The following is a 25502-nucleotide window of genomic DNA, read 5'->3' on the forward strand; positions in this document are numbered from 1 at the left end:
ACCCGATATCTGCCGGGAAGCCGGGCGCTGTCGTGCCGCTCCCGGCTTACTTACGACACGAGACCGCCATGCCCGCATCCTCATCCTCCGAACGCCTTCCCGCCGACGCGATGCCCGTGCTGCGCGTCGTGCCCCAACCGTCGAGCGCCAACGTACACGGCGATGTGTTCGGCGGCTGGATCATGTCGCATGTCGATATCGCCGGATCGATTCCCGCCAGCCGGCGCGCGAATGGCCGCGTCGTCACCATCGCGGTCAATTCGTTCACGTTCAGGCAGCCCGTTTTTATCGGCGATCTGCTGAGCTTCTATGCGGATATCGTCCGCGAGGGACGTACGTCGATCACCGTCAACGTGGAAGTCTTCGCTCAACGCATGGGCATGGCGGCCGACGTCGTCAAGGTAACGGAGGCTACCCTCACCTTTGTCGCCACCGACTCGATGCGAATGCCTCGCCCTCTGCCGCCCAATAACGCCGTTTCCACACCTTCTGCCGCTGGGCCCACCTTGGTGCCCGACGCGAATTCCGTCAGCTAGCCAGAGAGAGTTCGTAAGGAACGTACCCGCGCTCGCCGAGCGCGTTAAATTGCCGCTCGCGACGCCTTCCGCATAGCGCAAATATGACGGAATCAAGGCAGCAGGTCTCATATAAAAACTATCGTTCACCTGCACCTTGCGCGGGAAAAAAGCCGCCCGATCGTCTCTTGACCCAGATCAACAGCGGCGTCCAGGGCAACGCTACAGTCAACACTCACGATCTTGTTGCGGCGCACAATCATGGAGCATAAGAGCACGCTTCCATAGGCGCCCGCAATGTCGGCGTGCCGGGGAACGTCTACTGTCACAGGCAGTTCTCGTTTTGCCGCCCTTCTTCCGTACTAGCTGTCCTGCTGTCGCCAGTTCGTTCGGCCATACTGCCGCGCGCGCAGGACAATCAAAAGGAACTCAGATGGACACTCGCTCCAAGCCGGCTCGCGCAGAACCTCGCGCAGAACATCATGCAGCGCCGGACAGTTCTGCCGTCTCCGATTCTGCCGCGCCGTTCCGTGAACTGGACCATGCCAAGGAAGCCATGATCGCGCGGTTGACGGCGGGTCTGTCGCCCGCCTCGCTCGGCGCAGCACTCTCCGACTGGTTTATCCATCTTGCGGCGGCGCCCGGCAAGCAACTGGAACTCGCGTCGCTTTGCGCATTGAACACGAGGCGTATCGCCGACTATCTCACCCATGTTTCCTCCGGCATTTACGCCCCGGTGCTGGCAGAGCCGTCCTCGAAAGACGACCGCTTTCGTGCCGACGTGTGGCAGACCGAACCATACCGGCTGTGGCAGCAGACATTTCTGCTCGCCGAGCAATGGTGGAATACGGCCACGCGCGAAGTGCCCGGCACTACCCGTCATCATGAAGACGTCGTGTCGTTCGTCGCGCGCCAGTTGCTCGATATACTGGCGCCTACCAATTTTCTGCTCACCAACCCGGAGGTGTCGCAGCGCGCCATGTCGACAGCCGGCATGAGCCTGGTTCAGGGCGCACGCAACGCGCTTGAAGACGCGATGCGCCAGCAGAGCGGGACGCCCCCCGCGGGCCTCGAACAGTTCAAGGTGGGCGTCAATCTCGCCGCGACGCCGGGCAAGGTTGTCTTTCGCAATCATCTGATCGAACTGATCCAATACAGCCCCACGACCGACGAGGTGGTTGCCGAGCCGGTGCTGATCGTCCCCGCGTGGATCATGAAGTACTACATCCTGGATCTGTCGCCGCATAACTCGCTGATCCGCTATCTGGTCGGACAGGGGCACACCGTGTTCTGCGTCTCGTGGCGCAACGTCGACGCCGACGACCGCGACCTCAGTCTTGAAGATTACCGGCAACTGGGCGTGATGGCCGCGCTCGACACCGTCTCGAAGATCGTCCCGGACCACAAGATCCACGCAACCGGCTATTGCCTCGGCGGCACGCTGCTGTCGATCGCGGCGGCAGCAATGGCAGGCTCGGGCGATAACCGGCTGGCATCGGTCACGCTGTTCGCGGCGCAAACGGATTTCACCGAGCCTGGCGAACTGGAGCTCTTCATCGACGACAGCGAGGTGTATTTCCTCGAAAGCATGATGTGGTCGCAGGGCTATCTCGGCGCGCATCAGATGGCCGGCGCGTTCCAGCTTCTGCAATCGAACGATCTCATCTGGTCGCGCATCGTGCATGACTACCTGCTGGGCGAGCGCGCGCCGATGATCGATCTGATGGCGTGGAACGCGGACGCCACTCGCATGCCGTACCGCATGCACTCGGAATATCTGCGTCAACTGTTCCTCGACAACGACCTCGCGTCCAGCCGGTATCAGGTGAACGGGCGGCCGGTTTCGATTCACAACATCCGGGTGCCGATGTTCGTGGTGGGCACCGAGCGCGATCACATCGCGCCGTGGCGTTCGGTCTACAAGATTCACGATCTGTCCGACACGGAAGTCACGTTCGTACTGACGAGCGGCGGTCACAACGCGGGGATCGTCAGCGAGCCGGGCCATCCGCACCGGCAATTCAGAATCAAGGAAACCACCGCCGACGATCTGCGCGTGAGCCCCGATGAATGGACGGCCGCTGCCACGCAGCAGGAAGGCTCGTGGTGGCCCGTCTGGTCCGACTGGCTCAAAGCCAGGTCAAGCTCGGAACTCGTCGCACCACCGGCCATCGGCACCGACCGGAGCGCCGACAAGCTTCCGGACGCCCCAGGCACCTACATTTTCCAGCACTAGGGGGAATCGTGAACGATCTTCTATTGCACAATCGTACCTTCGACGAACTGGCGATCGGTGAATCCGCATCGCTCGTGCGGACAGCGGGGCAGCTCGACATCGATCTGTTCGCCGCCGTTTCCGGCGACGTCAATCCCGCCCACACCGACGCAACCTTCGCCTCGAACGACATGTTCGGCCATATCGTCGTTCACGGCATGTGGACCGGCGCCCTGATCTCCGCCCTGCTCGGCACCAGGCTGCCTGGCCCCGGCACGATCTATCTGGATCAGAATCTGCAGTTCCGCCGCCCGGTCACACCGGGCGACACGATCACCGCCACGGTAACCGTGAAGGAAAAGCGCCCCGACAAGCGGATCGTTCTGCTCGACACGCGCTGCACGAACCAGAAGGGCGACGTCGTCCTGCTCGGCACGGCCACGGTGATCGCACCATCTGCACCGATTGTCTGGCATCCCACACTTCAGCCTGAAGTTACCGTGCGCCGGCATGACCGTTACGAGGCGTTCATCCGCGAAGCGCGCACCCATACCGCACTGCGCACGGCCGTCGTGCATCCCTGTTCACCGGATGTCATTCAGGCAGTCTTCGAGGCGCGCGACGAAGGACTGCTCGATCCGATACTCGTCGGGCCCGAAGCGAAAATCCGCGCCGCCGCCGAAGCCGCTCAGGTGAGCCTCGCGGGCATCACAATCGAGGCGGTCGCGCACAGCCACGCGGCGGCCGCGCGCGCCGTCGAACTCGGCGCGGCCGGCAAGGTCGCCGCGCTGATGAAGGGCACGCTGCATACCGACGAACTGCTCTCTGCGGTCGTCGCTTCCGGATCGGGCCTGAGAACAGGCCGGCGGATCAGCCATGTTTATGCGATGGACGTGCCCGCTTACTCCAAACCGCTGATCGTCACCGACGCGGCGGTCAATATCTCGCCGACCCTCGCGCAGAAGCGCGACATCTGCCAGAACGCGATCGACCTGCTGCATGTTCTAGGCGTCGAGCAGCCGCTGCTCGCCGTGCTCGCGGCTGTTGAAACCGTCAATCCGGCCATGCCGACCACACTCGACGCGGCTGCGCTCACCGTGATGGCCTCACGCGGCCAGATAACCGGTGCTCTCGTCGACGGCCCGCTCGCCTTTGACAACGCGATCAGCCTCGCCGCGGCAACGACCAAGGGCGTCCACTCGCCGGTGGCCGGTCAGGCGGACATCCTGCTCGTTCCGGATCTGGAAGCCGGCAACATGCTGGCGAAGCAACTGGTGTATTTTGCCGGCGCCGACGCCGCGGGTCTCATTGTCGGCGCGCGGCTGCCGATCATCCTGACGAGCCGCGCCGACAGCCTGCGGGTACGCCTCGCATCGGTCGCGCTTGCCAGGCTCGTCGCCGAAAGCAGCCTGGGTGATCTGCTCCAATCATGAACGCCCCGCTTCTCCTCACCTTCAATCCCGGCTCTTCGACGGTCAAGATCGGGCTATTCCGTGTCGTTGCCGGTGAAGCCACGAGAATCGGCCAGGGCATGATCGATTTCCGGCATCAGCCCTTGCAGTTGCACCTCGTGAACGGCGGCGAAACTCTAGACATCTCACTTCAGTCTGCCGTCACCGAAGATCTGCACGATGTGCTCGACGAAACGCTGGGCTGGTTCGCCACGCATTTTTCGCTCGACGATCTCGTGTCGGTCGGTCATCGCGTCGTGCATGGCGGCGATCGCTTCGCCGGCCCCGTCGCCGTCACCGACGAAACGCTTGCGGCTATTACCGAACTCGTCCCGCTTGCGCCGCTGCATCAGCCCCAGAGCGTGCGGCTGATCCGCGCGATCCGGCATCTGCGGCCTCATCTGTTGCAGGCCGCGTCGTTCGACACGGCTTTTCACCGCACGCAGGCCGCTCTCGTCCAACGCTTCGCGATTCCACGCGGACTCTTCGACAAGGGCATCAAGCGTTACGGCTTTCATGGGCTGTCCTATCAGTTCATTCACGGCCAGCTCGAACTGCAGTTTCCGCAACTCGCAAGCGGCAAGGTCATCGCAGCCCACCTGGGTAGCGGCGCAAGCCTGTGTGCATTCGAGGACGGCGCGAGTCGCGACTCGAGCATGGGTTTCTCGACACTCGACGGCATTCCCATGGCCACGCGATGCGGCGCGCTCGACGCCGGCGTCGTGCTGCATCTGCTCGAACAGCAAGGTCTGAACGTCAAGGAAGTCGAGCATATGCTGTATGAAAAGTCCGGCCTGCTCGGTGTCTCCGGCATCAGCGCGGACAGCCGGGAACTGGAGGCGAGCCACCGGCCGGAAGCCCGCGAAGCGCTGGAACTCTTCGCTTTCCGTATTGCAGGCGAGGCCGCGCGGCTCGCCGCCACGCTGGGTGGTCTGGATAGCCTCGTCTTCACAGCCGGAATCGGCGAGCATCAACCCTCCGTGCGCCTTGCCGTATGCGAGCGCCTCGCGTGGCTGGGTGTCGAACTCGATCGCGACGCGAACGACAGCAATGCGCGCGTAATCAGCAGCGTGCGCAGCCAGATAACGGTGCTCGTCCTGCCGACCGATGAAGAGCAGATCATCGCCAACGAGGCTATTTCCGTATTGCACAACGAGGCATTGAAATCATGAATTCCATCATCGATCTGACAGGCAAGCGCGGGCTGGTGGTTGGCATTGCGAACGAACACAGCATCGCCACCGGCTGCGCGACGCTGTTTCGCGCCGCCGGCGCGGAGCTGGCCGTCACCTACCTGAACGACAAGGCCGAACCGTTCGTCCGTCCGGTTGCCGAGGCGCTTCAGTCACCTCTTGTCATGCCGTGTGATGTGCGCGTTCCGGGCCAACTGGAAGCGGTCTTCGAACGGGTCACGAAAGAGTGGGGGCGGCTCGACTTCGTGCTTCACTCGATCGCCTTCGCACCCGCCGACGACTTGCATGCGAGCCTCGTCGACTGCTCAGCCGAGGGTTTCGCGCTCGCGATGGATGTGTCGTGCCATTCGTTCATCCGTATGACAAGGCTTGCGCTGCCGTTGATGCCCGACGGCGGCAGCCTGATGACCGTGAGCTTTCTGGGCGCCGAACGCGCGGTCGATCACTACAACGTGATGGGGCCCGTCAAAGCCGCGCTCGAATCGAGCGTGCGTTATCTTGCCGTCGATCTGGCGGCACGTCGCGTTCATGTCCATGCGATTTCGGCGGGCGCGGTCAAAACACGCGCCGCCTCGGGCATCGACCATTTCGACGCACTGCTCGACGACGTCCGCTCGCATACGCCCGCGAAGCATCTTGTCACGATCGAGGAAATTGGCCGGATTGCAACCGTGCTCGCGAGCGAGGCCGGCATGACGCTGACGGGATCCACCATCTATGCGGACGCGGGCTTCCATATTACGGCATGAGCCGACCGGACCCATCCAGATCATGGGCTCTCACATGGCACTCGATAGATACAAGGTTTTTAAGCTTTCCAAAAGGAGCATGCAATGACAAGAACAGCATTGATTACTGGCGGAGTAAGTGGAATCGGTGCGGCAACGGCGAAACAGTTGCAAAGCGGCGGCTATTCGGTGATTGCCAACTATTTCGGTAACGATGCCGAGGCGGACGCATTCCACAAAGAAACTGGCATTCCCATCTTCAGTTGGAACGTGGCCGACTTCGATGCCACCCAGCAAGCAATTGGCAAGATCGTCGCACAATCGGAGCCGATCGATATTCTCGTGAACAACGCCGGCATCACCCGTGACAGCACATTACACAAAATGACGCTGGAGCAATGGCGCAGTGTCATCGACGTGGATCTGGGCGGCTGTTTCAATACGTGCCGGGCTGTCATAGAAAGCATGCGCGAGCGCCGCTTCGGACGGATCGTGAATATCAGTTCGGTTAACGCGCTTTCCGGGCAATTTGGCCAGACGAACTATTCAGCCGCAAAGGCGGGCCTTATCGGTTTCACCAAGGCGCTTGCGCTCGAAGGCGCATCCCGGGGCATTACGGCCAACGTGATCGCCCCGGGTTATACGGATACGGGCATGGTGCGCGGTGTGCCGGATGAGATTCTGAAAACGATCGTCAGCGGCGTACCGGCGGGAAGACTGGCCACCACGGATGAAATTGCGCGCGGCGTCGTCTTCCTTGTTGCCGATGAGGCGGCGTTCATCAACGGAGCCACGCTTTCGATCAACGGCGGCAAATATATGGCGTGAGCTACGCAACACCAGGACACCACGCTACGGCAAAAGTACCGCCATTGCGGGCCAATCGACGGAACGTCTTCTCCGCGAGGCGCCCGTACTCGCAACAGGCGTATGGCTATCCGATGGTCAGATCGTCGTTGACCGCGTGCACGCCGGGCGCCCCCCAAGCGGCTCCGCGCACGATCGACCGCTCGGCATAAGAGCCGACCTTTCCGGTCAGCGTTACCGTGCCGTCACGCACGCTGACGCCAATGTGATCCGCTTCGCGCTCGACATGACGCACGAGGGCTTTGCGAATGCTGTCGCCGATATCGTCCCCTGCCGGGCTCTCATGCACTTCGATGAGATTCGACAGTCCCGTCACACCGCGCATGGGGTTGATCATGCGCGCTGCGAGATGACGCTGATAGGCTCGCTCAAGCCTGCCTCGCAACGTCACCCAGCCATTGTCGACTTCCACCTGAACGTTGACGTCCGACACTCCAACGGTCCACTTCAGGATCGACCGGACAGCGGTCGCAATGTCCTCGTCCGTTCTGACATCGCTGTGCGGCAAGCGGATATCCATCTTGACGACTACCGACTTCACGCCCGCCACCCGCTTCGCCGCCTTCTCGGCAGCCAGCTTTTCCGCATAACTGGCCGGATGGCCGGACAGCGTGACCACCCGGTCTTTCACCTCGAGCTCGATGTCCGTCAAGGACACTGCCGGATCCCATGCCAATTCGTCCGCAACTTCCTCCTGCAACTGCGTGTCCGTTTTCATTGCGCTCTCCTTTCGTTTTCCATGGTCATCCGCGTGAATGACGACTGACTTCGCCGTCAGGCAGCCCCGCGACCGACACCCGCAGACAGAAATCCGGACGCCGATGGCAAACCGCCGTCACGGCCTTCGAACTGCTCGATCGCGTCGAATACGTGGCATGCGTACACCACGGCGGGCCCTCCACCCATCATGACGGCGACGCTCACCGTTTCGAGAATTTCCTGCCGCGAAGCGCCCGCCCGCGTCGCATCGTGTACGTGCCAGGCGAGGCAGTCGTCGCAACGCAGCGCAATGGCGATCGCGAGCGCGATCAGTTCCTTGTGCTTGCCCGACAGTTCACCGCCTGAAACAGCTTCCTTGTGAAGATGCTCGAAGCCGCTCATCGGACCGGCAATCTCGCGCCGCATCTTGCCGAGTACCGTTTGCAATTCATGATGCCGTTCAGGGTAGTTCGTTTCCATGATTCGCCGCCTTAAGTGGGTGGGATGGCACGCTTTTCGTGCCTCGTCCATGTGATACGCGATCCGCGTTGCAAGAGATCCTGACGTTCGTATTCCATCGTTCTAGCGCCGCTCAGAATGCCGATACCGGCCGTGCAAGGAACGAAACGCCAACGCTAACGCAAGCGCCACACCGACCGCCGCGAGCGACAACAGGGACGCGTAACCGATCAGTTGCCTGAATTCATCGGTCCGATCCTGCGCAATGGATGTAACGTAAGCGCGCTCGTTGTCCGTCGCGTCGGGAAACGTCGTTCGATAGAGGAAGAAGGATCGGCAGATATCGTCATCCGGCTGTCTCGCCGGTAGCAGCGACCCGGCCGTGATTTTGCGCACCCCGGCGCACTCGGGCGCCGCCATGCCGGCCATGATTGCCGCGTCCAGCGGATGGTCGTAGACGGAACCCGCCCACGTGACGGCGGCTGCAAGCAATCCGCTCAAGGCAACGAACTGAAACGACCGGATCCACCGTCGATGCCGGTTCGGTTCATGTTGATACTCGCAGTTCATCATGCCCTCCGTCGCTTCATCCCGAAGCCCCGCTCAAATCAGGATAGCTGCCGGAGTGGCCGCTCCAGTTGAGATACATCAACGAGCGACCGGAGCGCGCCAGCGCCCGGATAAGCGTTCAGCGACCTGTCGTCGATACAAGGCGGGGCAGCGAGCGAAGAAGTGGCGTTGACCTTTTAGCCGTGCTCCTCAACAATGCATCAAGATCCCTTGCTCGATCACGAGCGAGAGAAAGCCTCTGCGCGGAACTTCCACACGGCGCCGCAGAATGCACTGTGTTGTTGCGGCGAGCAGGCTCCGGCAGTACCTATCCGGAGATCCGCTGTTGCGGACTGGCCGATTGGGTACGCGGTCATCACTTCCCTGGAGTGCTCACGAGATGTCCGACCATGCCGCCAAGTCTGTCCGTTCGCCCGAAGCAATCGACCGGGATTTTGCGGAACTGATTGCGTCCGGGCTGCCAGGCACCGTTGCCCGCGACAAATTCGAACGACTTTGGGACGAAGCGAACGCGATAGCGGCGGAAATCGTGCTCACGCCTCAGGGCCAAAAATACCTCTCGCTCCTGAAGCGAATGCATCAGACGTTCGAAAGCCGCTATCCGGCGAGGCGGCCGGCTAACGGCTTCGTCATCCGCACTTAACGAAAAAAACCTACGATTTGGCGGGGCGGCCGGTCTTCACCTGCTCTACGGCGGATACAGCTTCCAGCAGCCGCTTCGGCGTTGCCGATTCGAGCAGAAACAAACCCGCGCGCAGAATTTCGCTTCGCTTCACCGATACTCCCGCTGCCAGACACTTCTGCTTCAACGCAGCAATTTTGTCGTAGTCGGACTTCGGCATGGTGAAGCTGTCTCGCACCACCTTTTCCTTCTTGATGCGTTTGGCTTTCGCTTCCACTGCGGCTTTGACAGGCGTAGCTTCGACGGTCGCCGACGCACGCCGCTTTGCCGCCTTTTTGGCCGTCGTATTTCCTTTCTTCGTGGCTACAGTCGCGTCGGCCCCGACTGCCTCGCTCTCATCCGCGGGATTGGCGGCGGCCGCGCCTTTAGGGAAATGAAATGTCTTCTTGGATGGTTTTTTGATGCTCGGTGCGGTCATAGAAAATCTCCAGAGTTACAAACGATATAAACAGTATATACCGTTTATCCACCCGCAAAGTCGGGCTCTGGAAACGCGACGCGATTGCGCTTGCGCGCGCTTAATTTTTTTCCGTCACCCGTGCGCCATAGTTACGTGGAAAAATGTCGGTTCGGGCTCGCCTGGATGACTCGAGAAATTGCAGCCGGATGTGCTGCAAGCCGACATCATTCAGTCGGGCTCGCAACATTTTGAGTGCCGCGGCAACCAGGGCCGATAGATCGCCATCACGACTTCCACGAAGCAGGCGCCCTGCGCCCGGCTGTTCCCGGTCCCAACCGCCGTCCGCAATAAGACCACCTGCGATACTCCCTTCCAGCCCATAGCTCGACACCCCGATGTCCATAACCGTTAGTTTTCCCGCCGAAGTACGCGACTGGATCGCTCAGAATCTCACACGCGGCGTCGCCCCACAGGCGATTGTGCGCGAGCTGGTCGATCGAAAAAATGCAGTCGAACTCGCGTCGGCGATGGTCAACGCGGTCGCTTCGTCTTTCCTGTACGGCACACCGTTGCCCGGCGAGACGCTCGAAATAGGCGCTGCGCCGGTCGCTTACGAACCGGAGCCGCTGCGCGTGCCGGACGGACCCCTGATCCGGCTCGGCGAGCGCAAGACTCGCGTGATTTCGCGCATGCAGCGGCCGGCCGCGATACTGCTCGACGATTTTCTGAGTGCGAACGAATGCGAACAATTGATCTCGCTTGCGCGGCCGCGACTGAGCCGTTCGACCGTGGTCGATCCCGTGACCGGCCGTAACGTCGTGGCTGGCCACCGCAGCAGCGACGGAATGTTTTTTCGTCTGGGCGAGACACCGCTGATCGCGCGCCTGGAAGCACGGATTGCCGAGCTAACGGGTCTGCCTGTCGAGAACGGCGAAGGCCTGCAACTACTGCATTACGAAGTGGGCGCCGAATCGACGCCGCACGTCGACTATCTGATCGCGGGTAACCCGGCGAATCAGGAGTCGATCGCGCGCAGCGGGCAACGCGTGGGCACGCTGCTGATGTATCTGAACGATGTGGAAGGCGGCGGCGAAACCATGTTCCCGCAGACCGGATGGTCGGTGGTGCCGCGGCGCGGCCAGGCGCTCTACTTCGAATACGGCAACCGGTTCGGGCTTGCCGATCCAAGCTCCCTGCATACGAGCACACCGTTGCGGGTGGGCGAGAAGTGGGTGGCCACCAAATGGATCCGTACGCGCCGCTTCGTGCCGCGCGCTCAGGTATAACGGATCAGCTGCAATCGTCCGGCGGGCGGCCAGGCTCGCGCCCCGCCGGACGGGTTTCAGCTCAGCGCTGGAAGACCTCGTCGGCGACCCAGCCGTTCGACGTCAGATGCACGCCTTCGCGCAACTGCATCGTGCCCGCGCCTTCGATCACGCGCTTGATCATCGGAAATACGCGCTGTACGTCGGCATCTTTGGCCCACGGCGCCGGATCGATCTTGTACGTATAGATAACCGAAGTCGCGGTTTTACCTTCCACCTGCGTCGGCCGCTCCCAACCCACTACCTTGTCGAGCGTAAGCGTGGCCGCGCAGAAATCGGCCGGATGCGTGACGCGCGAGTTGGCGGTCGCGACCACTTCCGGAATGTGCAGATAGTACTTCTGCCCTTCGGCCGTCAATTGATACTGGCGAGCGTTCGCGGTGATCTTCTTGCCGGCGCTGTCAGTGCGTTCTACCACCACGTCCTTGCCCGTCACGAGACCGAGTTTCTCGAGTACCGGCATCTGGACCGCGTCGCGAGTACCGGCGGCCTGGTCTTCCGTCGTTGCATAGATCGGCCAGTCGTATTTGGCGAGGCACAAGTGACCGCGCTGGGCGAGGAAATCATTGACCGTAGCCGTGAAGTTCTCCTGACTGACGTCCTGCGTTTTGTCATGGCAGCCGGCGAACAGAGTCAGCGCGATCAGGGAGAGTGTGCTGCAAGCGAAGCGGGCGAGGGTGAAACGTCGCGTCATGGTGTTTGTTGCTCAGGTTGAGTTGCTAAGGTACGAACAGGACGGAGCGCGCGGCCAGCCCTTCGGGCCGGTCGCGCGCGAGTCTCATCAATTTTTCATCAGTTCACGCAGGAGCCGCTGGTGGGCGGCGTGGCGGGCGGTTGATAGCCGTCGGTGAGCGTGTTCAGAAAGCAGACCAGGTCCGCAATGTTCTGCTGAGTCAACTGCGGCGTGGAGTGAATCGGGCGCGGCAGCGCACCGTCTGCCGCGGTCGTGCCGCCGGCGTCGGTCTGGCCCTTGCCCATTGGCAGTTCTTCGTCGATATTGCCCTGGTAGGCCACGGGCAGATCGTTGAAGAGCTTGGCCGTCGCACCCGACGCAGCGGTCGGGAACAGCGCGTAGGACGGGTTTTGCGTCACGTTGTTAGGATCGCCGCCGGTGCTCGGATACCAGTACTCCGGGTTGGTATCGCGCGTGTTGTAGAAATTCAGCACCTGCACGAGCGAGTGGAACACGCCATTGTGGAAGAACGCGGTGCGCGTCGCGACATTGCGCAGCGTCGGCACCTTGAAGCGGCCGCAATACGGGTCCGGGACATTGACGCCGGTGAACTGATCCGGGCCGGCACCGCTGCTGGCCGTGCCGGGCGTGTGGATGTTGTTCAGCGGACCGCACAAGCCCATGTCGTAATACGACGCGTCGGCATTGCTCGGGATCGGGTCGGGGTTGTCCCAGATCTGCTTGTCGTTGCGCGGCACGCCGATCGCCTGATAGGTGAAATCGGTCATGAGCGCGACCGAGCCGTTGAAGTTCGCACCGGCATAGTGGCAGGCAACGCATCCCGCGCCGCCATCGGTGTCGTTAAACAATTGGAGGCCGCGCAGTTCCGCCGGTGTCAGCGTGCCGCCCACCTTGTTGGAGAGATACAGGTCGAACTTGCTCGCGTACGGCTGGAAGCTCGGGTCTTCCTGCTGGTAGGCCTGCAGGGCGAGACCGACGTCAGTGAACGTGGCGTTCGCGTCCGAGAACACGTTCGCGCCGAACGCCTGCTGGAACAGCGCCGCGTAGGACGCGCTCTTCACGGTCTGCACCACGGCGCCCGGCGACGCGTTGTTCATTTCGAGCGGATTGAGCAGCGGCAAGGCCGTCTGGGTGGCGAGCGTCGTAGCACGGCCGTCCAGCATGAAACCGCCGCCTGGTGCGTTCTGCGTGATGCCGTCCGGGTTGTCGGCGACATCGTTGTACGGCGGCGTCATGGACTTGTAGCGCAGCGAAGGCACGGCGCGCTGCCCTGCCACCGACGGATCGGAGCCGAGCTGCACGGACAGGCTGTTGGGCGGTCCGTACGCATATTGAGGGCTATGGCAGGTCGCGCAGGACATGTTCTTGCCGCCCGACAGATTCTGGTCGAAGAACAATTGCTGACCGACTTGTGCCGCCGCGCTGAGCGTGACCTTGGCCGGAGGCGCCACGCCGCCCGACGCAGGCTGGCCCGGGTCGGTGCCGGCGCTGCTGCTGTCGCTGCCACCACCGCCGCCGCAGGCGGTCAATATCAATGAGAGCGCGCAGATCACGCCCAGGGAGATTTTTCGCATATTGAGTTTTTTGCCTGAGTCCGATTGCCGGGCGGTCCTGGCAGGGCCGAAGGGCCCCCTGGCAATGGGACGGACAGAACGGAAAATGCCGGGCCGCGAAAAACACGGCCCGGCAGGGAGCGATTCACGCACTTGCCGATGCGGGAGGCGATCCACCGCCTCCCGCAAGCCGCGTGCTTACTTGGCGAGCGCCCACACGTTGGTCTGGCTTGCGTCCGGACCAGGTTGACGCGAAGCCAGCGACGTACCCGTCACGTCGACCGGGTTCAGCTTCTGCGTGTAGGTTGCCGGCGTGATATAGGCATGGTTCATCGGCCGCACGGAGTCGAGGTGCGTATCCGCGCTGCCTGCGAGTTCCGGCAGGTTCAGGATGTTGCTCGCGATGAACGACTCGGTGTACTTCGCACGGGCGAGGTACGTTTGCGGCTGCTCCGGGTCGCCGATCTGGAACATGTCCTGCAGCGTGCGCACCAGCGAGAAGTGGCTGTACGCGTCGCTGTCGACGACGTTCGGGTTCGCCTGGTTCGTCGCCACACCGAAGATCGAGTTGCCGTGACCGTGGTTGCCGCCGTTGTACAGCGTCGTCGGCGTCGGCGTGAACTTGCCGTTCGCGAACGTGAGCGGTGCCTGGCCGTCGTTCGACGTTACCGGGTTCCAGCCGCAGCACGAGGTGGAGCTACCCTCGCCTTCGTCGAACATCACGACGATGGCCACCTTGCGTTGCTTGTTGGCCCACAACGGCGAAGCCTCGATCTTCGTGACCACCTGACGCACGTAGTCGTCGCCACGCTGGACGATCTGCGCGGAGCCGCTGCCACAGGAAGGATCAGAGCCGACACCGTGCATGTCGTCGCACTGGTCGGGCATGATGAAGTTTATGTTGCCCACGTCGCCGTTCGTGAGGTCGGTGCTGAACTGGTCAAAGTTGTAACCAGTCGGGATCGGATAGGCCTTCGATTGCGCGAGAGCCGTGGCGTTGTATTGCGTACCGAAGATGGTACGGTTGTCGGCATGGAACTCCGGCAGATTACGCACGTCCTGGTAGGCCATGCCCGGGTGGTGCTTGGTCTTGTAGAGACCGTTCGGGATGGTGAAAGCAGTACCGTTGGCGCCGGGGCCGGCGTATGCGGCGTTGACCGCCGTGTCCGCGATGCTGTCCGCACGCGGATCCTGCCCTGGGTTCATCGATTCGCTGTAAGTGCGCCAGGTCATGCCGGTCTGTGACAGCAGAGTAAACAGGCTCGGCTGGCTCTTGATGTTGTGATTGGCGATGGAACCCGTTGTCGTGCAGGTGGCGTTCGTGAAGCCCGACAGATGGGTGCCGTCCTGCGGAGGCAGCACGCCGGTCGCAACCAGCGGCTGGCCGTCCGAAGCGTTGCCGCCGGCGAACGCCACGTCCGTCGGTGCGTTGCCGCCGCTCGTGCCCGCGCCGCAGCCCCACCAGTTGTCGTCCGTGATACCCCAGTCGTCGCCGGCGCCGAGCGCGGTGTAGTTCGGTTCGCTCGGATTACCCGTCGAATAATAGGTCGTAAACTGGTTGTTGGAGGTCAGGAACTGGTTAATGAACGGAGCACTCGCCGAACCGAGAATCCCAGGCGTACCCGGAACCGGAGCCACACTGTGGTTCTCGAGCATGATGACGAAGACGTTGTCGTAGCGCGGAATGCCTTCGACGTTGAACGCGGCTTGTTGTGCCTGCGCGAACGTGATGGGAGCCTGCTGCACGGTCGACTTCACGGCGGTTGCGGCGCTCACGCCTGCGGCGCCGACCAGCGACGGGTCGCCGCCCGGCACGGCGAGGTTGTCCGGGTACAGATCGCCGCGGTCGAGCTTGGTCGTCGCGTACGTATAGCGGTTCGTGAGCTGGTTTTCCTCGAACAGCACGGCTTGCTGCTCGGCGCCCGAGAGTTTGCTGGCGTCGCCAAGCACGTCCGCAGCGGCCACCGTCACCGACGACGCGCCCAGAGCCGGCGCGCTCAGGCGCGTGACCAGGTTGGCTTTCTCGGCTGCGTACGTCGTGCCGTTCGCTTCGACCAGACGCTGGACTTCGCTCGACATCGGGCTGATCACGATGTTCGTCGAGCCCTGATCGGCGATCTGGGCAGCCGAGGCGCGCAGGATCATGTGGCTGGCGACGGCCGCGCCGGTCGCCGTGTTGGTGGCCTTGGTGCTCACGTCGGCAATCAGCTGTCCCGTGGCGTTGGACTGCAGCGTGAAGTGACCTTTGCTGTCCGTCGTCGCGCTGACTTCCGAAGCATCGCACTTGCCGTTGCTGTTCGCGTCGATGCACACCGTGGCGCCGACGTAATAGCCTGCATGAACGGTCGGGTCGCCGCTCGTGCTGCCCGGCACGAAGCCAGCGGCGGCAACGACGCCCGAGACGGTCGTCGGAGCCGGCGGCGTGGTGCTCGCGGACGGCGAGTTGTCGCTATTGCCGCCGCAGGCGGCCAGCACGCATGCCGCTGCGATCGAGGTTAGAAGCGGAGTAGTACGTCTTATTGAATTGACCGACATTGTGGGATGCCCCTGTAGGTTGTTGTACTGCTTTCTTGCGCCTCTTGTAGGCAGGCGACAGGGGATTATCGAGTCGATGTATTTATCTCCCGTGAAGGGGAACTTTCATTACAGTTACTTTCATGGAATATTTCGAACAGCGAAAATCGACATTTTCATCAAACTGAAATTTAACTAACAGCGCAGCAAAGTATTTCCGGCCTTGCTTTCATATCGTAAGCAAAAACAGATTTGTCAATGCCTGGCCTCGGCATGGGGTTGTCACCATGAAAAATCGTGAGCGGTTCACGCCGAACTCTCGACCCGCGGCAGGAGCCGGAAATTGCATAGGTTTTTTGCCATTTTTCGTAAAAACTTTTGGTCAGACGAAAAAGCAACACTATTTTCGTGCTCAAAAAACTATTTTCATAATTCGGGGCGGAGCGCCGAGGCAGGCACAGCAAGCTTTCTACTCTGAAAGCCACCAGTCAAACAGACTTGTGACCAAATATTAACTAACAGCCGGTTACAAATAAGACTAATCTCCATTCAGCCGAATACTAATAACTGAAGAATAAATTAATCGGCAATAACTCCCCGGTCCGCCAATGGCCTTGGGTTCGATTCCGGTCGATCCGCGGTGCTCGTCTTTGCATTAATTTTCGTACTCGCCGTAAAAAACAGGAGGACCGGAAATTCCGTTCTAACCGACGGCATCTGCAATCGGCAATCCAGAGAGAGTCGCGTCTGGCGAATGATGACAACGTTGAAATTATCAAAGTAAATACGTTTTTTCTCGGATGCCCGATGCGTATCAGAATGGCCGTGGCGTTCGATCCGGTGACAGAATCTTTTTATAACCCAGCAGGATTAAAAGCATGAACACATTCAAACTCAAAACGCTCGTTTTCGCAGCGGCTATGGTCGGTTCAGCAAGCGCGATGGCGGCCGGCAACGCCACGGCCACCTTGACGAACACCGCGACCATTGTCGCAAGTTGCACGCTCGGCGCCACGGGATTCACCAACACATATGACCCGGTCACCGCGAATGCAACGGCCCCGGTGAGAGACGCCACCGCGTCCGTCACGTACACCTGCACCAACGGCGGCACAGGCGCACTCATTGCGCTCGACGGCGGCAATCATGAAACGGGCACATCCGCTGTGCCGCTCCGGCATCTCGCTGGTGCGACCAATACCACCGACCTTCTGGCTTACAACCTGTACCAGGAGCCCACCTATACGACGCCTTGGGGCTATACGGCAGCCGCTGAACTTGCCGCAATCGAAGATGGTGTCCAGCACGTCCTGACCGTATATACGGAAATTCCGGCGGGTCAAAGCCTTCTCCACGTCGATACGTACAGCGATACGGTGACAGCCACCATTACCTTCTAATAGAAGGTTGGCGCCCATGCTATGCAACACCAGGTGGGCAACGCGGGCCATCGTATTTCTGCTGGCCTGCGTCTACCCGGCGCTGGATGCGTCGGCGAGTTCTTTCATCGCCAGCCCGATCACATTTGATCTCACTTCGAGCAAGCCGATGTCGATTCTGCGTTTGACCAACCAGGGCGAAAGCGATCTTCGCCTGCAGGTGCACGCGGTGAAGTGGAGTACCGATGGGCACGTCGAGACTCAGGTCAATACGGACGAGGTCATTCTCAATCCCCCCATATTCACCATCAAGCCCGGACAGCAGCAGTTCCTGCGGTTCGGCCTACGCTCAGTGACGCAAACGGCGAAAGAGCAAAGCTATCGTTTGATAGTGGACGAAATACCCGATGAAACAGCGAGCAGTGAAAAACTTGGTTTGCGAACGGTGCTGCGAGTCAGCATTCCGGTATTCATCAATCCGCTGCAAAAAAATGTGCATGTGCGCTGGCATCTGCTCAGCAAGGGCTCGCAATATGTTCTGGTCGCAGACAATAGCGGCGACACGCACATAAAGATAAACGGATTCGCCATTGTCGACGACAAGGGCACGTCAAGAATCACCAACAACGACCCGGCGTACATTCTGCCGCAACAACGGAAAGAGTGGCCGCTCGTGACCAACGGCAGCCTTGGTCGTATCACACTGAAAATACTTACGCCAGTTGGGCAAAGTGAAGAAGTACTCGATGCGGAGTCTGAATAGCGGACTCGCATGCGGCCTACTGCTTTCGGTGATGATGTCGGACCTCCATGCGCAAACCAGCGCGCCGGTCATTACGCCTGAGGTTGTCGCTGTCACGGTCAACGGCAACGAGGTTGCAGACTTCGCAAGTGTGCTCAGGACCGGCGACGGCAAGATCTTTATTGCCAGCCAACTGCTCCCCGTAGTCCGCTTGAGCATGACCAACGCCGAGGTTCTGCACATTAGCGGGAATGAATACTGCCGCATCGACAATCTGCCCGATACGCACGTGGCGTTTGACGATGCGACCCAGACCCTTCGCATCGTGGCGAGCGGCTCGGCGTTCAACGGGAGCACTGCCAGCATAGGTGGACAGCCGCGTCGTAATGTACAGGCGCCGGCCGTCGGCGGGTATCTGAATTACGATCTGACTTACAGTAGATCCGCCGTTTATCGTAATTTTGGTGCGCTCCTCGACGCAAATGTGTTTGGCCTCGCCGGTGGAGAGTTCCAATATCGGGAGATTTATCGGCAGACGGCCGGGATCAATTCTCTTTACCGGCTGGATACGAGATATGTCAGAGATTTTCCCGATTCGATTGCCACGCTGACACTGGGCGATTCCACGACGGTTTCGAGCAACTGGTCAAATCAGGTTTACTTCGGCGGAATACAGTACAACACCAACTTTTCGATTCGGCCCGATGTCATCCCGACACCGTTGCCAACGCTTTCTGGTGTTGCGCAAGCGCCGTCAACCGTGAACATCTACGTCGACAGCGTGCTGCGCGCGTCGACCAATGTGAATAGCGGGCCTTTCGCGCTGAGCAATGTCCCTGTTTTCACAGGGCAAGGCAATGTGCAGATGGTCGTCGAGGATGCGCTTGGACGGCAGCAGGTCATCTCCCAGCCGTTTATAAACAGCCCGCTTATGTTGCGGGAGGGCACCCATGCAGGATCGTTCGAGGCGGGTTTGCAGCGCGAAAACTACGGTCTTGCGAGCAGCCGCTATGCGGACGGCTTCGTTTCCGGCACCTATCGCTATGGGTTCAGATATGTGACTGCCGAAACACATGCCGAAGCCACCGCCCGGAATCAGGACGTGGGTGTTGGATCGACTATTCCTCTATTCAATTTCGTGGTTCTGACTGCCAGCGTGGCCGGCAGCATGTCGCAGTATGGTTCGGGTGCTCTGGTCCAGGTGCAGTTATCACATCAGTCACCCGGCTTTGGCATTTCTGTCAGCGACACGGTCACCACCAGGAATTACTGGCAACTCGGATACGGTAGCAATAATCGCCCCGCTTCGCATGAATTCCTGGCACAGGGAAGCATTTCGCTCGGCCCCCGCATCTCCTTTTCTCTTAGCTATCTGAACGATGCAAATCGTGATTTGCCGAACATCGAGGCGGTAGCGACTGGCCTGACATTCGACATGCGCCGTTACGGCAGCCTGTCGCTGAGCGTCAGCAAGGCGTTGTCGAGTATACGGACGCTGACAGCCGGCGCGCTGTGGGTTATTCCGTACGGGCATCAATCGGTCGCAACCAGTCAGATTAATTTCGGTGCTCATGATACGACGGCAAACCTTGAGGTTTTCCGGGCACCAGATCTCGAGGGCGGCTGGGGATATCGTGCACGTACCACTTTCATCAACGACGATTCGCAGGATGTCGGCGTGTCCTATCTGAGCAAGCTCGGGCAAATCGAGCTTGGTGCCAACCATATCGCCGGCCAGTTCAACGAGCAGGCTGAAGCGACAGGCGGAATTGCGATGCTCGGAGGCATTGTGCGGCCCACACGGTGGATCGATGGCAGTTTCGCAATGGCCGAAGTTCCGCTCAGGCAAACCGTCGACGTCTATTCGAATAACCGGGTGATTGGTCACACGGACGGCAGCGGCATTGCCATGCTTCCCAACCTGGTTGCCTATGAAGAGAACCGTATTCGCCTTGACGACGCAGCAATTCCGCTGGACGTGGCGCTCGATCTCTCGGAACGGATAGTGACTCCGCCGCAGAAGGGCGGATACCTGATCAGGTTTGAGGCGAAGAAAGTGACAGGCGCAACGATTATCCTGGTTGACGAACACAATCAGCCAATCCCTGCGGGCGCAGTTGTTGGCGCCGAGGGTCAGGCAAGCCAGCAAGTCGCTCGCAATGGCGAGGTGTTTATGCCAGATATTGTGCTACCAGCCAGTGTGACCGCGACCTGGGGCGCGAAGCGTTGCACGGCAAAGGCACTGGCGCCTGCTTCACCCATCGTGCTCCCGACGGTTGGTCCTTTTGTTTGCGGCGAATGAAATGAAAATGCTCAAGATTGCAGTACTGACATTGGCGATATCTGCCTGCGCGAGCGCCAACGCAGACCCCACCTGCACGGTTTCAGCGAGCGGAGTGGCGTTTGGAAATTACAATCCGCTCGCGAATGCCAACGCTGACGGTACGGGTTCAGTGAGTGTGACTTGCACCGGTTCCGCAACCGTGACGTACACGATCGGTGCTTCTACGGGGAGCGGAGCCTATCTGGCCAGGAAACTGGTGTCAGGCAGTCAGACGCTTAACTACAACGTTTATGTCGACAACACCCGAACGACGATCTGGGGCGATGGAAGCTCGGGCACCAGTTTACTTTCCGGAAACGTCGTTGCGACGTCTGGAGGAGCCGCCCAGGCATCCACTGTGTATGGGCGTATTTCCTCCGGTCAGGCAACAGCGAGTGTTGGATCGTACAGCGACATATTGACTGTGACGGTCACGTATTGATGCACCTCGGGCGCGATTCAAGGATTACGAATCGCCGGAAAGACGGGTGCATGAAGCAGATGGAGCTTTGCGCGAAAAACGGCCCTTGCCTGAATCATCCGCCACGAGGAATGGTGGGCGATGCCCGTTTCTTTCACGCAAACGTGACATGCACGAGACACGGAAGATACCTTTTGTTCGCCGGGTTCACGCAAAGCAGATCTTCCATTACTTTCGGCCAGCCCCGCGGTGCCCGGTATTCGAGCAATTTGATCGCTTCAATGCCCGAAGACCATTCGCCTAGACAGGCGCCGATATGGTCGGCGTCAATACCCCACGGCATGGGAGGCAGGAGGTAGCAAGGAGTCTTCATGACGCCCCACATCGTTAGCGAAGAAAACCATTGCGGGATCACGTCGAAAACGAGTTCCGCTTTCGGAAAGCGGGCGGCCAGGTCCGCAAAGAGGCGCTTTACGGCCGTAGGCTGGAGATACATGAACAGCCCTTGTGCCACTATGAACACGTCGGCGGTCGGCTCTATTTCATCGGCCCACGCGAGGTCGAGCGCATTCGCCGCGATGTGGTGAAGGCGTTTCGAGGGCTTCAGAAAATTCTCGCGAAACTCGATGGCTGCCGGAAGATCGACCGTGAGCCATTGCATCCGGCCATTATCGACACGGCGCGCCTGTGTTTCCAGGCCTTCACCTAGCGAAACGATCACGCCGTCGGGATGGCCCTCAAGCCAGCGCATGATCAGATGATCGATTTCGGCCGCCCGCACGGCGAACGAGCCGTCCGGAGTACCGAACCGGCCGGCAAAGTCATAGTCGATCGCCTTGCATATCCGAACGCTTTCCGGGTCTGTCAAAACGCCATCCGCCCGCGCTGACTCGCACGCCCGGTCATACAAGGTCCACAACATCGTTTCCGACACGCCGTCGAGGTTCGATACGACATGAGTCGCTTCGGCGGGTTTTTCCCGCCGGACAGCTTTCACCGGACGCCGTGAGAAGGGCGCCACGGCGCTCAAAGTGCACCCAGACGCTTCGCGTTGGCGGTTGCACGATGGTGAATAGGGGTAAGACTCTTCTGCATCACGCGGGCGGCCATGTTTGCGAGGCGCAATGGGTTGGCCGGCGCGTTAGCCGCGAGTCCGTTCAGGGCTGTCTGGCGCTCAAGCCACTGTGACGGCGATTGGCTGGACGCGAGCGCGACGGCAGCGGCAGACGTAGCCCACACGTGGTTGCCTGTATCAACGGCTACCGCCATAGCAAGATTCAAAAAGCCGAGTCCAAGAGCCTGAAGCGATTCCGATGCCGCCTCTTTCTTCTCTCGGCCCATCAGACTGAATTCGCTCCGATCGCGCTCACTCGGAATAGGGCCCGCAAGCGCCATGCGTGTCGTGCGATGCCCCACCACCTGCGCAGTAGCGGCAAACATCTCGCCGGCCTCCGTGACGGCCTGCAACCAGGTAGCGGACAGCTCTGCAAGGGGAGAATGGAATGTAGACAGCGTCATTGAAATGCTCCCTGATGACTGTTGACGTGGCAAATTGCCTTACCGCAGGCGAAAGCCCGCGCGAAATGAATCGAACATCACATGGATCGACGTCGCTGCCGAAAAAACAAAAAGGGTTCAAGCGCGGGACGTCCAATCCGCGAGCCCAGCATAGGCCGCATCATGTTGCAATGCAACATATATCGAACCGGCTACCCGGCCGCCCGAGTGGAAGACGTGGGCCAACGGCTCGCGCCGCGAAGAATTAGCCTGCTTCGCGGCGCCACGGCTCAGCGCCTCGACCGGAACGCAGCAACGCACTGAGCGTAAGAAGCGCGGCGGTGTCGCGCCGTACTAGCGCGCATCCGCATCCGTGCTCCGGACTGTGCAGATCAGATCGGCCGACGCCGCAACCGCACCATCCACTTCCGCGCAGGCCTTGAACTTCCAGATGCCGCGCATATGCCGCTCGAACGTTGCGTTCAGGATCAGCTGATCGCCCGGCTCGACCACGCGTTTGAAGCGCGCATTGTCGATGCCGACGAACAGGTACAGCGTGTTGACGGGATCATGCGGTTCTTCAGAGAACGTCAGCAGCGCCGCGGCCTGCGCGAGCGCTTCGAGGATCAGCACGCCCGGCATCACGGGACGGCTCGGGAAGTGCCCCATGAAGTACGGCTCGTTGATCGATACGTTCTTCAGCGCCTTGATGCGCTTGTGCGGCTCGAGTTCGAGCACCCGATCCACGAGCAGAATCGGATAGCGATGCGGCAGTAGCGTGAGAATCTTGTGGATGTCGAGGTTGATTTTGTCGGTGCTCATGGTATTTCTGCTCACGCATTGGCCGTGCGGCAATGGGTCTGGATGCCGGCGCACGGTTTCGTCATGCCGCCGGTGTCGTCTAGCCTTCATCCAGAAACGACTTCAGGCGTTCGGATCGGGCGGGGTGCCGCAGCTTGCGCAGCGCCTTTACTTCAATCTGACGGATCCGCTCGCGGGTCAACTCGAACTGTTCTCCGAGTTCTTCCAATGTGTGATCCCTGCCGCTCTCAATGCCGAAACGCAGGCGCAAAATCTTGGCTTCGCGCGGCGTCAGCGTCATGAGCGCCTCGCTGATGGCGTCGCGCATGCTGGCGTGGAGCGCCGCGTCGTCGGGCAAGATGGCGGTGGAGTCTTCGATCAGGTCGCCTATCGACGTGTCGTCGTTTTCGCCGACGGACGCATCCAGAGAAACCGGCTCCCTGACGATTCGCAGCATCGCCCGAACCTTCTGCTCCTGCATTTCCATTCGCTGCGCGAGGAGAGCGGCGTCGGGTTCACTTCCCGTCTCCTGCAGGATCTGGCGCGAAATCCGCTTGAGCTTGTTGAGCGACTCGATCATGTGAACGGGAACCCGGATGGTGCGCGCCTGATCGGCGATCGACCGGCTGACGGCCTGCCGGATCCACCAGGTCGCATACGTGGAGAACTTATACCCGCGACGGTATTCAAATTTGTCCACGGCGCGCATCAGCCCGATATTGCCTTCCTGGATCAGATCGAGAAACAGCAGTCCGCGATTCGTATAGCGCTTGGCAATGGAGATCACCAGCCGCAGATTCGCCTCGATCATTTCGCCTTTCGCGCGCAGAGTTTTCGCCTCGCTTGCGCTCAGCGCGCGACAGACCTCGCGGAACTCGTCGAGCGGCAGCACGACCCGCTGTTGCAGGGCAAGCAGCTTTTCCTGCTCCAGGTCGATTGCCGGGAGGTTTCGTTCCAGCACGCTGCTGAACGGTTGCCCCGCCGCAACCAGTTGCCGCGCCCATGCAAGGTGGGTCTCGTTGCCGCGGAAATGCGCGACAAACGTGTCGCGCGGCACGCCGCATCGCTCTACTACGATCCGCGCGATTTCGCGCTCGATGGTTCGGACCTCGTCGGCGGATAGCCGCAGTGCGCCGCACAAACGGTCGATCGTGCGCGCGGTGAAACGGATCGTCATCAGTTCAGCCTCGATCGCTGCCTGTGCGGCGCGATAGCGTGCGCAACCGTAGCCTTGCGTTTCATAGGCGTCCCGCAATTGACCGAACCAGTCAGCCACTTTCGCAAATTTCGCGAGCGCGTCGTGTTTCAGCGTCTCGATGTACTGATCGGCGGGTTCGGTTTCAGTGTCGTCATCGTCTTCGTCGCCCTGGTCGTCGTCGAACACAGAGGCGGTGTCGAGTGAGTCTTCCGGCACCGCGGTCATGCCGTCCGTGCCGGTTGCAGCCGGATCGATCAGACCGTCGACGAGCTCATCGATGGCCGTTTCGCCGCAGGCGACGCCGTCAGCGATCGCCAGGATCTCCGCTATCGTTGCCGGACACGAAGAGATGGCCCGGATCATGCCGTTGCGACCCTCTTCGATTCGTCGCGCCAAGGCAATCTCGCCCTGACGGGTGAGGAGTTCCGTGGTGCCCATTTCACGCATATACATGCGCACAGGGTCGGTAGTGCGGCCGAACTCCGCGTCCACGCTCGAGATAGCCGTTACGGCCTCTTCCTCGATCTGGTCGTCGGCAGAAACCGCAGCACGATCGTGCAGGATCATCGACTCCGCGTCCGGCGCCTGCTCGAACACGGCAATGCCCATTTCACTGAACGCTCTGATCACGTTCTCGATCGCGTCCGGTTGGGCGAGGCGCTCAGGCAAACAATCGCTAATTTCTCCACGAATGACGAAACCGCGTTCGGTTCCGAGCTTGATGAGCGCCCTCAGGTCTGCGCGGCCGCTTTCATTTTCTCCGCTGGATTCGTCCGGCAGCGAGGCGATCGCCGCATGCACACGTGTATTCGCTTTCGTCCGACGTGACGCTGCCCGCGGCAGGACCGTTCCGTTCGCGGCCCCGGCGTGCGGCGCCACGTCCTGCTTCGAGACGTTTGCCGGTTGTGTCGTGATTGCAGCTGCCTGACCCGCAACGGTTATGCCGGCGTGTCCATCCTGCATGTTGAGATCGCCTGCTGCCACGTCCAATGCCTGCCTTTTCACCGCCCTCTTCGTCACGCCGTCGCTCCTTTGAGTATCACGTCCGGATCGGCACACAGCCCGTGTCCCGCAAATTTTCGGTGGGAATGCAATGTCAAGGGCACGCGCCGCGCGTCCGGATCGACTGGATCCGCTCAGATGCCAAAGTCTCTTGCCCATGACCCGTCACACAGTGGCGGCCGAAATGACTGACGTGATAATATCATTATCATAGTCTGCAAATCCGGTTAGCCGTGTGACTCGACCGTCGGCCGAGCGGAAGCGCAGCGAAGGC

The 25502-nt window shown here is 60.6% G+C and carries 23 protein-coding genes; 12 read left to right on the forward strand and 11 right to left on the reverse strand.

All coding sequences use genetic code 11. From position 1 onward, the window contains the following. The first annotated feature begins 68 nt into the window (after nucleotides 1-68). The 6 genes from PDMSB3_RS34460 (at nucleotide 69) to phbB (ending at nucleotide 6930) form a co-directional block, all read left to right on the forward strand. Entirely contained in the window at nucleotides 69-536 is a 468-nt protein-coding gene (locus tag PDMSB3_RS34460; RefSeq protein WP_007178384.1) for an acyl-CoA thioesterase, read from the forward strand. A gap of 412 nt (nucleotides 537-948) precedes the next feature. Then, nucleotides 949-2751: a PHA/PHB synthase family protein gene (locus tag PDMSB3_RS34465; RefSeq protein WP_165189418.1), complete on the forward strand. Its 1803-nt coding sequence runs from the start codon at nucleotides 949-951 to the stop codon at nucleotides 2749-2751. Between the two features lie 8 nt (nucleotides 2752-2759). Then, nucleotides 2760-4163 carry a bifunctional enoyl-CoA hydratase/phosphate acetyltransferase gene (locus PDMSB3_RS34470; protein WP_165189421.1) on the forward strand — a complete coding sequence of 468 codons (1404 nt, stop codon included), beginning with the start codon at nucleotides 2760-2762 and terminating at the stop codon, nucleotides 4161-4163. Further along, complete coding sequence (locus PDMSB3_RS34475) at nucleotides 4160-5353, forward strand: acetate/propionate family kinase (protein ID WP_007178387.1); 1194 nt, start codon at nucleotides 4160-4162, stop codon at nucleotides 5351-5353. Before PDMSB3_RS34470 ends, PDMSB3_RS34475 begins: the two co-directional genes overlap by 4 nt. Before the next feature lie 8 nt (nucleotides 5354-5361). Continuing rightward, nucleotides 5362-6123, forward strand: coding sequence for an enoyl-ACP reductase FabI (fabI, locus tag PDMSB3_RS34480; protein WP_197740321.1), 762 nt, complete (start codon nucleotides 5362-5364; stop codon nucleotides 6121-6123). Between the two features lie 84 nt (nucleotides 6124-6207). Further along, entirely contained in the window at nucleotides 6208-6930 is a 723-nt protein-coding gene (gene phbB, locus PDMSB3_RS34485) for an acetoacetyl-CoA reductase (RefSeq protein WP_007178389.1), read from the forward strand. A gap of 106 nt (nucleotides 6931-7036) precedes the next feature. On the opposite strand, the gene PDMSB3_RS34490 is transcribed toward phbB, so the two are convergent. The 3 genes from PDMSB3_RS34490 to PDMSB3_RS34500 form a co-directional block, all read right to left on the reverse strand. Next, a complete protein-coding gene (locus PDMSB3_RS34490; RefSeq protein ID WP_165189424.1) occupies nucleotides 7037-7687 on the reverse strand; it encodes a BON domain-containing protein in 651 nt (216 codons plus the stop codon). 56 nt (nucleotides 7688-7743) lie between these two features. After that, entirely contained in the window at nucleotides 7744-8148 is a 405-nt protein-coding gene (locus PDMSB3_RS34495; RefSeq protein WP_165189427.1) for a carboxymuconolactone decarboxylase family protein, read from the reverse strand. Between the two features lie 102 nt (nucleotides 8149-8250). After that, entirely contained in the window at nucleotides 8251-8700 is a 450-nt protein-coding gene (locus PDMSB3_RS34500) for a hypothetical protein (RefSeq protein ID WP_232064399.1), read from the reverse strand. Nucleotides 8701-9076: 376 nt separating this feature from the next. Here PDMSB3_RS34500 and PDMSB3_RS34505 point away from each other — a divergent pair, with 376 nt between their 5' ends. After that, complete coding sequence (locus PDMSB3_RS34505; RefSeq protein WP_007178393.1) at nucleotides 9077-9340, forward strand: hypothetical protein; 264 nt, start codon at nucleotides 9077-9079, stop codon at nucleotides 9338-9340. Nucleotides 9341-9350: 10 nt separating this feature from the next. Here the strand turns inward: PDMSB3_RS34505 and PDMSB3_RS34510 are convergent, their stop codons facing one another. Further along, nucleotides 9351-9797: a hypothetical protein gene (locus tag PDMSB3_RS34510; protein ID WP_007178394.1), complete on the reverse strand. Its 447-nt coding sequence runs from the start codon at nucleotides 9795-9797 to the stop codon at nucleotides 9351-9353. 377 nt (nucleotides 9798-10174) lie between these two features. On the opposite strand from PDMSB3_RS34510, the gene PDMSB3_RS34515 reads away from it, so the two are divergent. Then, on the forward strand, nucleotides 10175-11065 hold the full coding sequence (locus PDMSB3_RS34515) for a 2OG-Fe(II) oxygenase (protein ID WP_007178395.1): 891 nt from the start codon (nucleotides 10175-10177) through the stop codon (nucleotides 11063-11065). A gap of 61 nt (nucleotides 11066-11126) precedes the next feature. Here the strand turns inward: PDMSB3_RS34515 and PDMSB3_RS34520 are convergent, their stop codons facing one another. The 3 genes from PDMSB3_RS34520 to PDMSB3_RS34530 form a co-directional block, all read right to left on the reverse strand. Then, nucleotides 11127-11798 (reverse strand): hypothetical protein, encoded by a 672-nt coding sequence (locus PDMSB3_RS34520; protein ID WP_007178396.1) that lies wholly within the window; start codon nucleotides 11796-11798, stop codon nucleotides 11127-11129. Nucleotides 11799-11896: 98 nt separating this feature from the next. Beyond that, the gene (locus PDMSB3_RS34525; RefSeq protein ID WP_007178397.1) at nucleotides 11897-13372 is read right to left on the reverse strand and encodes a cytochrome-c peroxidase; all 1476 of its coding nucleotides are present in this window, start codon (nucleotides 13370-13372) and stop codon (nucleotides 11897-11899) included. 177 nt (nucleotides 13373-13549) lie between these two features. Beyond that, nucleotides 13550-15886, reverse strand: coding sequence for an alkaline phosphatase family protein (locus tag PDMSB3_RS34530; protein ID WP_165189429.1), 2337 nt, complete (start codon nucleotides 15884-15886; stop codon nucleotides 13550-13552). A gap of 857 nt (nucleotides 15887-16743) precedes the next feature. Between PDMSB3_RS34530 and PDMSB3_RS34535 the strand changes: the two genes are divergently transcribed. Genes PDMSB3_RS34535 through PDMSB3_RS34550 form a run of 4 tightly spaced genes read left to right on the forward strand, consistent with a single transcriptional unit; the run spans nucleotide 16744 to nucleotide 20751 of the window. Beyond that, nucleotides 16744-17265 carry a Csu type fimbrial protein gene (locus tag PDMSB3_RS34535; protein ID WP_007178399.1) on the forward strand — a complete coding sequence of 174 codons (522 nt, stop codon included), beginning with the start codon at nucleotides 16744-16746 and terminating at the stop codon, nucleotides 17263-17265. A gap of 16 nt (nucleotides 17266-17281) precedes the next feature. Next, entirely contained in the window at nucleotides 17282-18007 is a 726-nt protein-coding gene (locus tag PDMSB3_RS34540; RefSeq protein WP_007178400.1) for a fimbrial biogenesis chaperone, read from the forward strand. Then, entirely contained in the window at nucleotides 17991-20288 is a 2298-nt protein-coding gene (locus PDMSB3_RS34545; RefSeq protein WP_007178401.1) for a fimbria/pilus outer membrane usher protein, read from the forward strand. Before PDMSB3_RS34540 ends, PDMSB3_RS34545 begins: the two co-directional genes overlap by 17 nt. A gap of 1 nt (nucleotide 20289) precedes the next feature. Then, the gene (locus tag PDMSB3_RS34550; RefSeq protein ID WP_007178402.1) at nucleotides 20290-20751 is read left to right on the forward strand and encodes a Csu type fimbrial protein; all 462 of its coding nucleotides are present in this window, start codon (nucleotides 20290-20292) and stop codon (nucleotides 20749-20751) included. Nucleotides 20752-20884: 133 nt separating this feature from the next. Here PDMSB3_RS34550 and PDMSB3_RS34555 read toward each other — a convergent pair whose 3' ends face one another. From PDMSB3_RS34555 to rpoD, 4 genes are all read right to left on the reverse strand, one after another. Continuing rightward, a complete protein-coding gene (locus PDMSB3_RS34555) occupies nucleotides 20885-21598 on the reverse strand; it encodes a class I SAM-dependent methyltransferase (protein WP_232064400.1) in 714 nt (237 codons plus the stop codon). 158 nt (nucleotides 21599-21756) lie between these two features. Beyond that, entirely contained in the window at nucleotides 21757-22248 is a 492-nt protein-coding gene (locus tag PDMSB3_RS34560; protein WP_007178404.1) for a polyhydroxyalkanoate granule-associated phasin, read from the reverse strand. A gap of 333 nt (nucleotides 22249-22581) precedes the next feature. After that, nucleotides 22582-23049: a 3-hydroxyacyl-ACP dehydratase FabZ gene (gene fabZ, locus PDMSB3_RS34565; RefSeq protein WP_007178405.1), complete on the reverse strand. Its 468-nt coding sequence runs from the start codon at nucleotides 23047-23049 to the stop codon at nucleotides 22582-22584. Between the two features lie 79 nt (nucleotides 23050-23128). Next, the gene (rpoD, locus tag PDMSB3_RS34570; protein ID WP_007178406.1) at nucleotides 23129-25246 is read right to left on the reverse strand and encodes an RNA polymerase sigma factor RpoD; all 2118 of its coding nucleotides are present in this window, start codon (nucleotides 25244-25246) and stop codon (nucleotides 23129-23131) included. Nucleotides 25247-25502: the final 256 nt, after the last annotated feature.

This window comes from Paraburkholderia dioscoreae, assembly GCF_902459535.1.
Classification (GTDB): Bacteria; Pseudomonadota; Gammaproteobacteria; order Burkholderiales; family Burkholderiaceae; genus Paraburkholderia; species Paraburkholderia dioscoreae.